At 49.7% G+C, this 13,708-nt stretch carries 13 protein-coding genes; 7 read left to right on the plus strand and 6 right to left on the minus strand.

The genetic code is table 11. From position 1 onward, the window contains the following. Nucleotides 1-5 precede the first annotated feature (5 nt). The 7 genes from nadC to yacG all read left to right on the plus strand — a co-directional run bounded on the left by nadC (nt 6) and on the right by yacG (nt 5,611). Nucleotides 6-863: a carboxylating nicotinate-nucleotide diphosphorylase gene (nadC, locus tag CSR04_RS15575; RefSeq protein WP_102797230.1), complete on the plus strand. Its 858-nt coding sequence runs from the start codon at nt 6-8 to the stop codon at nt 861-863. Nucleotides 864-1,048: 185 nt separating this feature from the next. Then, the gene (locus CSR04_RS15580) at nt 1,049-1,477 is read left to right on the plus strand and encodes a pilin (protein WP_172449387.1); all 429 of its coding nucleotides are present in this window, start codon (nt 1,049-1,051) and stop codon (nt 1,475-1,477) included. 68 nt (nt 1,478-1,545) lie between these two features. After that, the gene (locus CSR04_RS15585; RefSeq protein WP_102797232.1) at nt 1,546-2,766 is read left to right on the plus strand and encodes a type II secretion system F family protein; all 1,221 of its coding nucleotides are present in this window, start codon (nt 1,546-1,548) and stop codon (nt 2,764-2,766) included. A gap of 153 nt (nt 2,767-2,919) precedes the next feature. Continuing rightward, nucleotides 2,920-3,792 carry a prepilin peptidase gene (locus CSR04_RS15590; protein WP_102797233.1) on the plus strand — a complete coding sequence of 291 codons (873 nt, stop codon included), beginning with the start codon at nt 2,920-2,922 and terminating at the stop codon, nt 3,790-3,792. Then, the gene (coaE, locus tag CSR04_RS15595) at nt 3,789-4,409 is read left to right on the plus strand and encodes a dephospho-CoA kinase (protein WP_245921665.1); all 621 of its coding nucleotides are present in this window, start codon (nt 3,789-3,791) and stop codon (nt 4,407-4,409) included. Before CSR04_RS15590 ends, coaE begins: the two co-directional genes overlap by 4 nt. A gap of 105 nt (nt 4,410-4,514) precedes the next feature. Next, nucleotides 4,515-5,267, plus strand: coding sequence for a cell division protein ZapD (zapD, locus tag CSR04_RS15600; protein ID WP_102797234.1), 753 nt, complete (start codon nt 4,515-4,517; stop codon nt 5,265-5,267). A gap of 116 nt (nt 5,268-5,383) precedes the next feature. Then, the gene (gene yacG / locus CSR04_RS15605) at nt 5,384-5,611 is read left to right on the plus strand and encodes a DNA gyrase inhibitor YacG (RefSeq protein WP_102797324.1); all 228 of its coding nucleotides are present in this window, start codon (nt 5,384-5,386) and stop codon (nt 5,609-5,611) included. Between the two features lie 31 nt (nt 5,612-5,642). Here yacG and mutT read toward each other — a convergent pair whose 3' ends face one another. The 6 genes from mutT to ftsA form a co-directional block, all read right to left on the minus strand. Next, nucleotides 5,643-6,038, minus strand: a complete 396-nt coding sequence (gene mutT, locus CSR04_RS15610; protein WP_102797235.1) for an 8-oxo-dGTP diphosphatase MutT — start codon at nt 6,036-6,038, stop codon at nt 5,643-5,645. A 74-nt stretch (nt 6,039-6,112) separates the two neighbouring features. Next, nucleotides 6,113-8,809, minus strand: a complete 2,697-nt coding sequence (secA, locus tag CSR04_RS15615) for a preprotein translocase subunit SecA (RefSeq protein WP_102797236.1) — start codon at nt 8,807-8,809, stop codon at nt 6,113-6,115. A 124-nt stretch (nt 8,810-8,933) separates the two neighbouring features. Beyond that, a complete protein-coding gene (locus tag CSR04_RS15620; RefSeq protein ID WP_102797237.1) occupies nt 8,934-9,848 on the minus strand; it encodes a M23 family metallopeptidase in 915 nt (304 codons plus the stop codon). Nucleotides 9,849-10,086: 238 nt separating this feature from the next. Continuing rightward, a complete protein-coding gene (lpxC, locus tag CSR04_RS15625; RefSeq protein ID WP_102797238.1) occupies nt 10,087-11,001 on the minus strand; it encodes a UDP-3-O-acyl-N-acetylglucosamine deacetylase in 915 nt (304 codons plus the stop codon). Between the two features lie 160 nt (nt 11,002-11,161). Then, nucleotides 11,162-12,346, minus strand: a complete 1,185-nt coding sequence (ftsZ, locus tag CSR04_RS15630) for a cell division protein FtsZ (RefSeq protein ID WP_102797239.1) — start codon at nt 12,344-12,346, stop codon at nt 11,162-11,164. Between the two features lie 82 nt (nt 12,347-12,428). Then, complete coding sequence (ftsA, locus tag CSR04_RS15635; RefSeq protein WP_425427698.1) at nt 12,429-13,670, minus strand: cell division protein FtsA; 1,242 nt, start codon at nt 13,668-13,670, stop codon at nt 12,429-12,431. Between the last annotated feature and the right edge of the window lie 38 nt (nt 13,671-13,708).

Genomic DNA, 13,708 nt, shown 5'->3' on the forward strand with positions numbered 1-13,708 from the left:
ATGACATGCTAAACCTGCAACAAGAAATTGTACGTGCCGTTACAGCGGCTCTTAACGAAGATCTGGCTTATCAGGATGCGGATAATGGAGATATCACCGCCGGGCTGATCCCGGCCTCGCAGCAAGCCAGCGGCCGGGTTATTTGCCGTGAGCCCTGTGTCGTGGCGGGTAAACTCTGGGTAGACGAGGTTTTCCATCAGTTAGGCGGGGAAGTGACGATACATTGGCATGTTAAGGACGGCGATCAGGTTGACGCTGATACTTGTCTGTTCGAGCTGCAAGGCCCGGCCCGCGCCATTCTGACCGGTGAACGCAGTGCCCTGAACTTCCTGCAAACCCTATCGGCGACAGCGACGCAAACCGCCCGCTATGCCGATGCCCTGAAGCATACCCAGACCCGTATTCTGGATACACGCAAGACGCTGCCGGGTTTGCGGGCGGCACAGAAATATGCGGTTGAATGCGGTGGCGGTAAAAATCATCGTATCGGTTTATTCGATGCTTTTCTGATTAAAGAGAACCATATTCTGGCCTGTGGCTCTATTCAGCAGGCGGTGGCTACCGCGCGGCACCAGCATCCAGACAAGCCCGTAGAGGTGGAAGTGGAAAACCTGCAGGAACTGCAACAAGCGCTGGATGCAAGCGCCGATATTATTATGCTGGATAACTTCGATCTTGAATCTATACGTAAAGCGGTGGCGTTGAATCAGGGCAAAGCAAAATTAGAAGTGTCGGGGAATGTCACGCTGGACAGACTGGCTGAACTGGCTGAAACCGGCGTGGACTATATCTCCAGCGGGGCATTAACCAAAAACGTACAGGCCATTGACCTGTCTTTAAGGTTATTCGCTAACCAGGGGTAGGCAGGCCTCTGTCATGGAATTGTCATCCAGGTTCAAGACTTGAGTATTAATGGCGATACTTGTCCACTTATCAATCAGGCCTATACTGAAACTCGGAAACACAAGCCAGATTGCAGATTTCTGTGAATGGCGAACTTGTTTAGTCAGCAACGTTAAGCATTCCGGGAATGCATTGGAGACAAACCATGAAAGTACAGCAAACTAACCAAAAGGGTTTCACCCTGATTGAATTGATGATCGTAGTGGCCATTATCGGTATTTTGGCTGCTATCGCTCTGCCTGCCTATCAAACTTATACAGCTAAATCTGGCTACGCCGAAGTTGTTTCTGCTGCAACGCCTGCAAAAACAGCTATCGAAGTTTGCGCACAAACAGGAGTACCTGCAGATTGTTCACAAATTCCAGTCCAAGCTGGATGGACAGCTGGTCCTTTAGTAGACACCGTAGTATTAGGTGGTAATGCGGGTGGCCCATACACTATAACCGTTACTCCTAACGCAGGTGTTCGCTCAGGTGTCACTGCAACAGAAACTTATGTACTTACAGGTACAGTAGCAAATGGCGCTGTAACTTGGGTTGTAAGTGGTGGTTGTACTGCAGCATCCTTGTGCTAACTTTCTCAGCCTAATAAAAAGCCCAGTAACAACTGGGCTTTTTTGTCATAGAATTCAGGTAACTTCTTATGGCTAAAGAAAAAACACTAGATACATTTGTCTGGCAGGGAAAAAACAGAAAGGGCCAACAAATAAAAGGGGAAATTACCGCCGCGTCAATGACCGAGGCAAGGAATCTGCTGAGAAGGCAAGGTGTATCAGCTACAAAAGTTAAAAAATTTAGTAAACCTTTCTTCGGCAAAGGTTCTGAAAAAATAAATGCTGCAGATATCTGTGTCGTTTCACGCCAAATTGCGACCATGCTTAGTGCAGGGGTCACCCTAATTCAAACAATAGATATGATTGCCCAAGGTCATGCCAAGGCCAGTATGCGCAAAATGCTAACCGAAATTGGCAATGAGGTTAAAGCAGGTAATCCCCTTTCCAAGGCGCTGCGTAAACACCCTGATTATTTCGAAGATCTTTATTGTGACCTGGTGGAAACCGGTGAACAATCCGGAGCATTGGAAACTATTTACGACCGCATAGCCACATATAAAGAAAAAGCCGAGGCTCTTAAATCTAAAATCAAGAAAGCAATGTTTTACCCCATTGCAGTAGTAGTTGTTGCATTTGTAGTTACCACAATACTCTTGATATTTGTCGTGCCCCAATTTGAAGAGATTTTTTCCAGTTTTGGCGCTGAGCTACCTGCATTTACGCAGTTTGTACTTGCCATTTCCAAATTTGTACAGGATTACGGACTATTTATTGCCGGAGCTATTTTTATTGGTGCAATGCTTTTTCAGCGTACCTACAAAAAGTCAGCCGATCTTCGGGACTCTCTAGATAAGAAGATACTTAAAATTCCAGTGATTGGTGAAATACTGAAGAAAGCTTCCATCGCTCGTTTTACCCGCACATTGGCCACAACATTTGCCGCTGGGGTGCCTTTGATTGGTGCATTGGAATCCGCAGCAGGAGCGGCAGGCAATGCCGTGTTTCGTGATGCCATTCTCTATATCCGCAAGGAAGTGGCTGGTGGTATGCCAATGCATGTTGCAATGCGAGCTACCAATGTATTTCCGGATATGGTGACTCAAATGATTGCCATAGGTGAAGAGTCCGGTGCTGTGGATGAAATGCTCAGTAAAATTGCCACCATCTACGAGCGTGAGGTAGACGATATGGTAGACGGTCTGACCAGCCTGTTGGAACCTATGATTATGGCGGTATTGGGCGTGGTCATTGGCGGCCTGATTGTGGCCATGTATCTGCCAATCTTCCAGATGGGTAATGTTGTTGGATGAGGTGTGAGGCAGAAGTCTGTTGACTTAACTTATATAAATCAACAGACTTTTGCTGGTGGTGGATAAGCCGCTGATATAAGCACAAAGTAGAAAACCAACTGACAACTGACAACTGACAACTGACAACTGACAACTGACAACTGACAACTAATCATGCCTGATATTTTTCTGTTACTGCAAAGCTCCCCAACCGCATTAATTATCTTTGTGCTGATTATCGGGTTGATGGTGGGCAGTTTTCTGAATGTGGTGATCCATCGCCTGCCGATTATGCTGGAACGTAGTTGGCAATATGAATACCAAAGCTATTTCCATCCGGAGCAGGCCCAGGCCACAGCGCCCTATAATCTGGTCAAGCCCGACTCACAATGCCCTAAATGCGGGCATAAAATTCGCGCCTGGGAAAATATTCCCTTACTAAGCTGGCTGCTATTACGGGGCAAGTGCAGTCAGTGTGCCACGCCCATCTCTGCCCGCTACCCCATGGTTGAACTGCTCACCGGTCTGTTGTCGGCCTGGATGGCCTGGCACTGGGGGTTTGGCTGGCCATTGTTGGCGGCTTTACTATTTACCTGGCTGTTGGTTGCAATGACCTTTATCGACCTGGATAAAATGCTGTTGCCAGATCAGCTTACCCTGCCGTTATTATGGCTGGGACTGTTAGCCAGTACGCAGTCACTATTTGTGGGCCCGGTGGATGCTATTATCGGTGCGGTGGCCGGTTACCTCAGTTTGTGGTCAGTGTATTGGGGCTTTAAGCTGCTGACCGGCAAGGAAGGCATGGGGCACGGGGATTTTAAGCTGCTGGCTGCCCTGGGGGCCTGGTTGGGCTGGCAGTATCTACCAATGGTAATTCTGGCGTCGTCTTTTGTTGGGGCCATTATCGGCATCCTGGTGCTAAGTATCCAGGGTAAGGACAAGGGTCAGGCTATTCCATTTGGTCCGTACCTGGCCATTGCCGGCTTGTTAACCTTTTTATATGGTGAACCGATTGCCGACATCTATTGGCAATGGATTTTGTCATGACCAGACAGCGCCCCATGATAATTGGGCTGACTGGCGGTATAGGCAGCGGCAAAAGCAAAGTCTCGGATCTGTTCGCCGCTAAAGGTATTGAGATCATAGACGCGGATATCCTGGCCAGGGAAGTGGTTGAACCCGGCGCACCGGCGCTGGCTAAAATTGCACAGCACTTTGGCAAAGATATGCTTCAAGCCGACGGTCAGCTAGACAGACGGGCGTTGCGGCAGCGTATTTTTTCCCATCCTCAAGATAAAACCTGGCTCAACGAATTACTGCATCCCCTGATCAGACAATTAATGCAAGAGCGCACGGCGGCGGCACGTTCCCCATACTGTATTCTGGCCATACCACTACTGGTGGAGAACCAACTGCAAAGTCTGGTTGATAGAATTCTGGTGGTGGATGTGGAGGAATCGGCGCAACGTACCAGGGTTATCAGCAGAGACAATGTCAGTGCTGATCAAGTAGATGCGATACTGGCTTCGCAGGCAAGCCGCAGCCAACGTCTGGCTGCTGCCGATGACATCATCGATAACAACGGCACGATAAATAATCTAATAGAGCAGGTAGACAAGCTCCACGCCGATTACCTCAGCCAGATTGCCAAGCTAAAAGCTTGAAATAAATCGGCATTTACGTTGTAGTGCTAGTATTATGCTCAGGTCTGTGATTTTGTCATAGGCAATTGAGGTGAGACAGGCAGGTCAATACGACGAGGTAAGGCAATGAACCAGGCAGTGTATGAATTTCCGCTCAATGAAAAGGTGCGCACCTATTTGCGCCTGGAGCAGTTATTCAAACAGCTTGGCCAGAGCATCAGTGCCACGGAAGACTGGCAGTATGTACGTTTTATCGAGTCTTTGTTTACCCTGCTGGACCTGTCAGAACGGGTGGATGTGCGTACCGATCTGTTAAAAGACGTGGAGCTGCATGAAAAAAATCTGCAGTTTTGGGCCCAGCACCCCAACATTGATCTGGATGCCCTGCGTCAGGCGCAGCAAAAAGTTTTGGCATTGCGTGATGAACTGAAAAATGCCAGAAAATTTGGCTCAGCGCTGCGTGAAGAAAAATTTCTGATGTCCATCCGCCAGCGCTTCAGTATCCCCGGCGGCACCTGCAGCTTTGATTTGCCGAACCTGCATTATTGGTTACGCCAGGACAACGACATTAAACTTCAGGCCCTCAAAGGCTGGTTCAGTGAATTTGCGCTGATGCAAAATGCCATAGATATGACCCTGACCTTTTTACGTGAACGCGGCCGCTTTGAAGCCATTAACGCGGAGAAAGGCTTCTATCAGGGTGTGGCCGACGACAAAAATGAAGTGATCCGGGTATACTGCCGTACCGATCAGGGTTATTTCCCGACCCTGAGTGGCAACAAATACCGCTATGCCATCCGCTTTATGATGTTTAACCCCGAAGAGGCAGGCCAGGTCGCCATGGAAAGCATGGTGCAGTTTAAGCTGGCCTGCTGTTAGGTAGGTCGGGATTTATCCCGACAAACAATCAGATTGCTTGAGTCCCCTTCTCAGAAATAGCTATGTTAATTGTCGGGATAAATCCCGACCCACAAGACAAAAAGGCCACGTTTGCTATGAAAGTTACCTGCCCTACCTGCCAGACCGAACTGGAATGGGGCCCCCAAAGCCCTTACCGCCCCTTCTGCTCCAAACGCTGTCAGTTAATTGATTTAGGCGAATGGGCCGAGGAACAAAAGACCATCCCCTGCGGCCCCAGTAACGATGCCGAAACTCAGTTACCGGATATTGAAGATATTGAGGCCATGCTGGCCCAACAGGGCGATGAATTTTTTAAGCAATAATAGAGCGTGTTAAAGCGCTCTTTTCCCCTACCTACTGACGACTTATTTCAGCCAACTTATTAAGAATAGGCATATTAGCCTCAGGAAACTGGTAAGTGTCCAATTCCGACACATCCACCCAACGACCTTGCTGCCCCTCAAGGCCATGGGGTTCGCCGCGAAAGTCGCTGACCAGGTGAATATCCAGTTTCACCTGTTTGTCGCCATAGTCATGCTCTATCAGCATAAAGGGTTGTGAGCTGCTCACTTCAATGCCCACCTCTTCCTGCAACTCGCGGATAAGCGCCTGGGTCACAGTCTCACCGGCTTCGACTTTACCCCCTGGAAATTCCCATTTGCCTCCCTGGTGCAGGCTTGGGTCGCGCAGGGTAATAAACACCTGTTGTTGGCGCAGGATCACACCCACCGCCACATGGACCACTTTCATATTCAATTCTCCAAAGACAAAGGCCGGGATATCCCGGCCTTATTTATGCGTTAGCGCTTGGCAAACCAGTAAGCTTAAGACAGCTTGCCATGGCATTGTTTATACTTTTTACCCGATCCGCATGGACATGGGTCGTTACGCCCAACTTTAGGGCCTTCACGCACCTCGGCAGCCTGCGGTTGACTGGCAGATTCGTGTTGTTCCTTCATGCGCAGACGCATGGCTTCTTCTTCACGACGGCGCTGCTCTTCCACGGCTTGTACATCGGACTCGGCACGTACCTGCACTTTACTCAGTACGTTAACCACTTCAGTTTTGAGGTTTTCCAGCATCTGGCCAAACAGTTCAAAAGACTCGCGCTTATATTCCTGCTTAGGGTTTTTCTGTGCGTAACCGCGCAAATGAATGCCCTGGCGCAGGTGATCCATGGCTGCCAGATGCTCTTTCCAATGACTGTCGAGCGTTTGCAGCATAATGGCTTTTTCAAACTGACGCAGTACCGGTGCCCCCACCATTTCTTCTTTGGCCAGGTAAGCAGCGTCGATCTGCTCATGAATACGTTCACGCAGCGTTTCTTCAAACAGTTTGTCGTCTTCGTCCAGCCATTTCTGAATTGGCAGATCCAGCAAATAGTCAGATTTGATACGTTCCTGCAAGCCCGGAACATCCCACATTTCCGCCAGAGACTGCGGAGGAATAAACTGGCTGATGGTGTCATCCACCACATCGGTACGTATGGCCTTGATGGTTTCGCTGATGTCACCTTCGTCCAGCAGGCTGTTGCGCTGCTCGTAGATGACCTTACGCTGGTCATTGGCCACATCATCAAACTCCAGTAACTGCTTACGAATATCGAAGTTACGTTGTTCAACCTTACGCTGGGCGTTTTCAATGGCTTTAGTTACCCAAGGGTGTTCGATGGCTTCGCCACGCTCCATACCCAAGCGTTTCATCATATTGGCCATACGCTCAGATGCAAAGATACGCATTAACGAATCTTCCAACGACAGATAGAAGCGTGAGGAGCCTGGGTCACCCTGACGGCCAGCACGACCACGCAACTGGTTGTCGATACGACGTGATTCATGACGCTCGGTACCGATAATATGCAGGCCTCCGGCAGCAATCACCTTGTCATGATTCTCCTGCCATTCAGCTTTGATTTTGTCCACGGTACCTGGCTTGGGATCGTTAATCTTATCGATTTCAGCCTGCCAGTTGCCCCCTAACACGATATCGGTACCACGACCGGCCATATTGGTGGCAATCGTCACGGCCCCCGGACGACCGGCCTGGGCGATAATATCCGCTTCCTGGGCATGGAACTTGGCGTTCAGCACCTTGTGTGGGATTTTGCCTTTTTTCAGTACATTGGACAGCAATTCGGAGTTTTCGATAGACACTGTACCCACCAATACCGGTCGGCCTTTTTCCACGCACTCCTTGATATCAGCGATAATGGCTTCGTATTTCTCTTCCGCAGTCAGGTAAATCAGGTCAGCCCGATCATCACGAATCATGGGTTTGTTGGTGGGAATAACCACGGTATCCAGGCCGTAAATTTGCTGGAACTCGGCGGCTTCGGTGTCTGCCGTGCCGGTCATACCGGCCAGTTTTTCGTACAAACGGAAATAATTCTGGAAGGTAATAGACGCCAGGGTCTGGTTTTCGTGCTGAATGCGCACCCCTTCTTTTGCTTCCACCGCCTGATGCAAGCCTTCAGACCAACGACGGCCCTCCATAGTACGGCCAGTATGCTCGTCAACGATAACGATCTCGTCATCTTTAACTATGTAATCCACATCGCGGCTAAACAGCTTGTGCGCGCGCAATGCCGCATTGACATGGTGCATCAGCGAGATATTGCCGGCGGCATACAAGGACTCGCCCTCAGGCAACAGACCGTATTTATGCATAATCTCTTCAATACGTACCTGACCGCGTTCGGTCAGGTGAATCTGTTTGGCTTTTTCATCTATGGTGAAATCGCCATCACCTTCCTGGCCTTCCTCATCTTCCTTTTCCTGCAATTTCAGCTCAGGAATAATGGCATTGATGCGCTTATACAGCTCTGAACTGTCTTCTGCCTGACCAGAGATTATCAGCGGGGTACGGGCTTCATCGATAAGGATAGAGTCAACTTCATCCACTACCGCGTAATGCAGCGGGCGTTGCACTCTGTCTTCGGGGCGAAACGCCATGTTGTCACGCAGGTAGTCGAAGCCGAATTCGTTGTTGGTACCGTAAGTAATGTCGGCAGCGTAGGCTTGTTTTTTCTGCTCATGGTTCATACCGGGCACATTGCAGCCTACGGTAAGACCAAGAAATTCAAACAATGGGCGGCTCCACTCAGCGTCACGGCGGGCCAGGTAATCATTCACGGTAATAACATGTACACCTTTGCCGGTAACTGCGTTCAGATAGGAACTCAATGTACCGGTCAGGGTTTTACCTTCACCTGTGCGCATTTCAGCAATCTGGCCTTCCTGCAGCACCATACCGCCAATCATCTGCACATCAAAATGGCGCATACCAAATACACGCTTGCTGGCTTCGCGTACCAGCGCAAAAGCTTCGGGCAGAATATCGTTAGTGGTTTCGCCTTTTTCCAGTCGCTCTTTGAACTCGCTGGTTTTCTGCTTTAACTGCTCATCACTGAAACCTTCATATTCGGGTTCCAACTGGTTAATTTGCTCAACGACCTTACCCAGTTTCTTTAGTGTGCGTTCGTTTCGGCTACCAAAAATCTTTGTGAGAATACTAGAAAACATGCGTAAACGGCTTCCAATTCTTTTTAATCTAATTCCAAACAAAACAATCGGCTTTAAGCCGATTGCGCATTAAGGATCAGGAAAATCCCATTTGCAGCGGGTTGCAACCCGCATTACCCGTGGGTCACCCCTGGGATTTACGATAGACGAATGGCAAAGGGTCTATCTGTCGGCCATGTTGCATCACTTCATAATGCACATGCGCGCCGGTGGAACGTCCGGTACTGCCCATCACAGCAATAGCCTGACCTTTGGTCACCACATCCCCTACCTTGACTTCCAATTCCTTATTATGGCCGTAACGTGTTACCAGACCGTTTCCATGCTCAATTTCGACCAAATTGCCGTAACCATACCGCTCTCCAGCCCAGGTTACCAGTCCGGCACCGGTGGCCACCACCGCGTCGCCTTCCTGACCAGCAAAATCCAGCCCTTTATGCATGGCCGGCATACCAGTAAAAGGATCTTTGCGAACACCATAGTACGAAGATAGCCAGCCACTATTTATCGGCCTGCCAGCCAAATAGCTCTGCGCTTCAATATGGTGATTCAACAGAATGGATTCAAGGGCCTGAAGTTGCTTAGTTTTGCTATCCAGTTGTGCCAGCATTTTTTCTATTTGTAACATAACATCACTGGCAGCCTGCACTTCCGTATCCAGCATGTCGTGGGATGGCCCCCCCATAGCAGGCAACTCGGAAAAGTTAAATTCTTCGCTGTTAAGCCCAGATTCACTGGCTAAACGCTCTCCCAGGGCATTCAAACGGTGCAGTTGCCCCTGCATTTCACCCAGTTTCATTAACATGCCGGTTAATTGCTGCTGAGTGGTTTCCTTTAACAGTTCCACTTCTTCTTTTTGCTTGATCAGACCTGTTTGAGCAAAACTTACCCTGGCCTGTGCATCGGCAGGATCCTGTGTGGAACGGCCAGCAATCAGAGTTAGCCCCAACGTCACAACAACAGCGGCAATAAGCTGCCGTTTTGACAGGTTATATCGAAGGCGTATCTTTTTACTTCTGATTACCAGGGTCAGACTCATCGGATGTTATTCTCGTTACGGCTCGGGTCGATTCTAAACCGACTCTACGCCAAAAAAAAGCCAGGAGACGCATTCAGGATAATAACCAGGGATAATATGCAAAACGTCAATTTTTCCACTTGCTACTCTTGGCCATGCATTGAACTTGCCAACAAAGCATAACCAATTGTTTACAAAAGAATTTATTTCAGTCAAAAGAAAAAATGCCGCGATGGCGGCATTTTTTAATTTCTGAGGTTTAATTTGCCAGTAATGGCGCACCAAATCGGATAGGCATTTTCTCGTCTGACTCGTAGCTGACAAATTCCCAGCAATCCTGCATGGCCAGCAACTTGTTCAACAACTTATTGTTCAGACCATGGCCGGTTTTGTATGCGCAAAGCTCGCCGATAATGCTGTGACCACCGAGATACAAATCACCGATGGCATCCAGAATCTTATGCTTAAGGAATTCATCCTCATAACGCAAGCCTTCGTGGTTGAGTACCCGGTATTCGTCCAATGCTACGGCGTTTTCCATACTGCCACCCAACGCCAAGTTGTGGGCATGCATATATTCCAGGTCTTTCATAAAGCCAAAGGTTCTGGCCCGGCTGACTTCGTCGATGTAAGACGCAGTATCAAAGTCCATCACCAAATGCTGGCGGGTTTGGCTAATCACCGGGTGCTCGAAATCAATGCGAAAATCAACGCGAAAACCATCATAAGGGCGCAGTTCTGCCCACTTATCACCGTCTTCCACGCGCACGGTTTTGGTTACCCGGATAAACTTCTTGGCCGCTTTTTGTTCCTCTATTCCTGCCGACTGCAGCAGAAATATAAAAGGACTGGCACTGCCATCCATAATGGGTAGTTCATTGGCATCGACTTCAACAATAATATTATCAATGCCCATACCGGCCAGAGCTGACGCCAGATGTTCCACCGTGGAAATGCTGGCACCTTCCTGGTTACTAAGGCATGTACATAACATGGTATCCCCTACCGCATCGGCGCGGGCAGGAATGTCCACATAAGGCTCAAGGTCAACGCGACGGAACAGGATCCCTGTGTTCACGGGCGCGGGCCGGAGAGTCATGGTGACCTTGTCACCTTTGTGCAGACCAATTCCTGTCACTTGCACTGGCTGTTTCAGGGTACGTTGTTTGATCATCTCGCCTTAGCTCAATAATTAACCAAAACACAAAAGGGCAGGCATTTTAGTGGTTAGACCACGCAATGTCAAAACATCATATTGAGGCAAGTTCAAGAAATGCAACGAGTTCTTGCCACTTATGACAGTTTTGCTACAGCCATCCCAATATTTTTGCCTGTTAGTCCGCCTGCTTACGCAGAAACGCAGGAATATCCAGATATTCCAAATCGTTGTTAGACTCGGCCTTTTCTTCCACATTGTGGTTGCTGCGTACAGCAGGCTCACGCATGCTGCTGACCCGCTCACCAGTCCCTTCCTGACTCAGCTTAAACTCGCTCGGTTCAGGCATGTAGCGACCACCTGTGCTGGTTTGGCGGTTGCTGACCAAAGAGATTTCCGGTTTGCGTTCTGCGCCGATACCGGTGGCTACCACAGTCACGCGCAGTTCATCAGACATCTCCATATCGATAACAGTTCCCACCACCACAGTAGCATTTTCAGAGGCAAAGGCTTTCACTGCATTACCGACTGTTTCAAACTCGTCAATAGCAAAGTCCGGACCCGCGGTGATATTGACCAGAATGCCGCGGGCACCCGACAAATCGATATCTTCCAACAGCGGACTGGCAATGGCCGCTTCTGCTGCTTCTTCGGCACGGTCTTCACCTGTTGCGGTGCCGCTGCCCATCATGGCTTTGCCCATTTCAGACATTACGGTACGCACGTCAGCAAAGTCGACGTTAATCAGACCAGGACGGGTAATCAGTTCGGCAATCCCCTGTACTGCACCGCGAAGTACGTCATTTGCAGCACTGAAGGCTTTCAACAGCGGCGTGCCACGCCCCATCACTTTCAGCAGCTTTTCGTTAGGAATAGTGATCAGTGAGTCCACATATTTGGACAACTCCTGAATGCCCTGCTCCGCATATTCGATACGCTTACGTCCTTCGAATGGGAAAGGCTTAGTGACCACTGCCACTGTCAGTACCCCCATTTCCTTGGCAATACGGGCGACTTCTGGCGCGGCGCCGGTTCCTGTACCACCGCCCATGCCGGCGGTGATAAATACCATGTCGGCCCCTTCCAGGCTCTGACGGATGGTCTCGCCATCTTCTTCGGCCGCCTGACGCCCAACCATAGGGTTGGCACCGGCCCCCAGGCCTTTGGTTACACCAGAACCGATTTGTAGGGTGACATTGGCCTTGGAACTGCGCAGCACCTGGGCATCGGTATTGACGGCGATAAACTCCACGCCTTCAATGTTGTGCGAAACCATGTGGTCTACAGCGTTACCGCCACCGCCACCTACACCTATGACTTTGATTACGGCTTCATCACCGTGGCTATCCATTAATTCAAACATGTTTTCTCTCCGGTTTTTGCTTCACAACGTGCGGTCCTTGGCGTTAACCGCACCCCGCTAGACATCTTTTTCAATTCAGGGCTTAAAATTCGCCCTTAAACCAACTCTGTATCCTGTGCCATAGGCCATCTGATGACTTCTGCCGGGCCAATTGCTTGGCACGCATATGATCTTTGGCATATTGCAACAGCCCCACCACTGTGGCGAAGGTTGAATCCTCTACATATTCCGACAGGCCCTTGGCATTCAGTGGTCGCCCCACTCTTACCGGCATCTGGAACAGCTCTTCGGCAAATTCCACTGCGCCTTCCATCTTGGCCGTTCCGCCGGTCAGTACAATACCGGCAGCAATCTGCTCTTCCAGACCGCTGGAACGGATCTGGTCGTGCACTAATTCAAACAACTCCTGGTACCTAGGCTCAATCACTTCAGCCAGGGTATGCCTGGACATAGCTCGTGACGGCCGGCCGCCGACACTGGGTACTTCAATGCTTTCTTCCATGCTGACCATGTTTTTCAAGGCACAGGCATAGTTAATTTTAATTTCTTCAGCGTGGCTGATGGGGGTACGGAAAATCTTGGCGATATCGCTGGTTATCTGATTTCCCGCCACCGGAATCACCGCGGTATGGCGAATGGCGCCGTCGGTGTAAATCACGATATCAATGGTACCGCCACCAATATCCACCACGCACACGCCCAATTCTTTCTCGTCGTCGGTCAGTACCGCATAGCTTGACGCCAGGGCAGAAAAAATCAGTTGGTCCGAGTGCAATCCACAGCGTTCCACACACTTGACCAGATTCTTCGCCATATCATCTGCGCAAGTAATAATGTGCGCCTCAGCTTCCATACGCACACCGGACATCCCCACTGGATTTTTAATCCCTTCCTGCACATCAATAGTAAATTCCTGTGGCAACACATGCAGCAGGCGTCGCTCAGCGGCGATGGGCACACTGCGTGCGGCATGAATAACATTGTCTACATCTTCCTGAGTCACTTCTTTGTTATTAATGGGCACCATGCCGCTTTCATTCTGACACTGTACGTGGCGGCCGGAAATTGCCATAAATACTGACGACACCCGGCAGTCAGCCATTAACTCCATTTCATTAATGGCGCTTTGCACGGATTGCACCACCAGGTTCAGATCATTCACGCCGCCCTTATCCATGCCGCGGGCCATATGCGTCCCTACGCCGACAATACTGATGCCGCCGTCATCCAGCACTTCGCCCACCACCGCTTTCACGGTACTGGTACCTATATCCAGACCTACGATCAAATTCCGATCTGTTACCTTTGCCACCGGCATGTTCATTCTCACTACGCTGTCTGCTGTATTGTCTGTTTACGGTT

Source organism: Bowmanella denitrificans, from assembly GCF_002887595.1.
Lineage (GTDB): Bacteria > Pseudomonadota > Gammaproteobacteria > Enterobacterales > Alteromonadaceae > Bowmanella > Bowmanella denitrificans.

What these genes read in the sequence shown, in the direction of transcription:
- mutT (WP_102797235.1), bottom strand. Translation starts at nt 6,038, where the DNA reads ATGAAAGTGGTCCATGTGGCGGTGGGTGTGATCCTGCGCCAACAACAG.
- nadC (WP_102797230.1), top strand. Translation starts at nt 6, where the DNA reads ATGCTAAACCTGCAACAAGAAATTGTACGTGCCGTTACAGCGGCTCTT.
- coaE (WP_245921665.1), top strand. Translation starts at nt 3,789, where the DNA reads ATGACCAGACAGCGCCCCATGATAATTGGGCTGACTGGCGGTATAGGC.
- CSR04_RS15620 (WP_102797237.1), bottom strand. Translation starts at nt 9,848, where the DNA reads ATGAGTCTGACCCTGGTAATCAGAAGTAAAAAGATACGCCTTCGATAT.
- ftsZ (WP_102797239.1), bottom strand. Translation starts at nt 12,346, where the DNA reads ATGTTTGAATTAATGGATAGCCACGGTGATGAAGCCGTAATCAAAGTC.
- CSR04_RS15585 (WP_102797232.1), top strand. Translation starts at nt 1,546, where the DNA reads ATGGCTAAAGAAAAAACACTAGATACATTTGTCTGGCAGGGAAAAAAC.
- CSR04_RS15580 (WP_172449387.1), top strand. Translation starts at nt 1,049, where the DNA reads ATGAAAGTACAGCAAACTAACCAAAAGGGTTTCACCCTGATTGAATTG.
- secA (WP_102797236.1), bottom strand. Translation starts at nt 8,809, where the DNA reads ATGTTTTCTAGTATTCTCACAAAGATTTTTGGTAGCCGAAACGAACGC.
- CSR04_RS15590 (WP_102797233.1), top strand. Translation starts at nt 2,920, where the DNA reads ATGCCTGATATTTTTCTGTTACTGCAAAGCTCCCCAACCGCATTAATT.
- ftsA (WP_425427698.1), bottom strand. Translation starts at nt 13,670, where the DNA reads ATGAACATGCCGGTGGCAAAGGTAACAGATCGGAATTTGATCGTAGGT.
- yacG (WP_102797324.1), top strand. Translation starts at nt 5,384, where the DNA reads ATGAAAGTTACCTGCCCTACCTGCCAGACCGAACTGGAATGGGGCCCC.
- zapD (WP_102797234.1), top strand. Translation starts at nt 4,515, where the DNA reads ATGAACCAGGCAGTGTATGAATTTCCGCTCAATGAAAAGGTGCGCACC.
- lpxC (WP_102797238.1), bottom strand. Translation starts at nt 11,001, where the DNA reads ATGATCAAACAACGTACCCTGAAACAGCCAGTGCAAGTGACAGGAATT.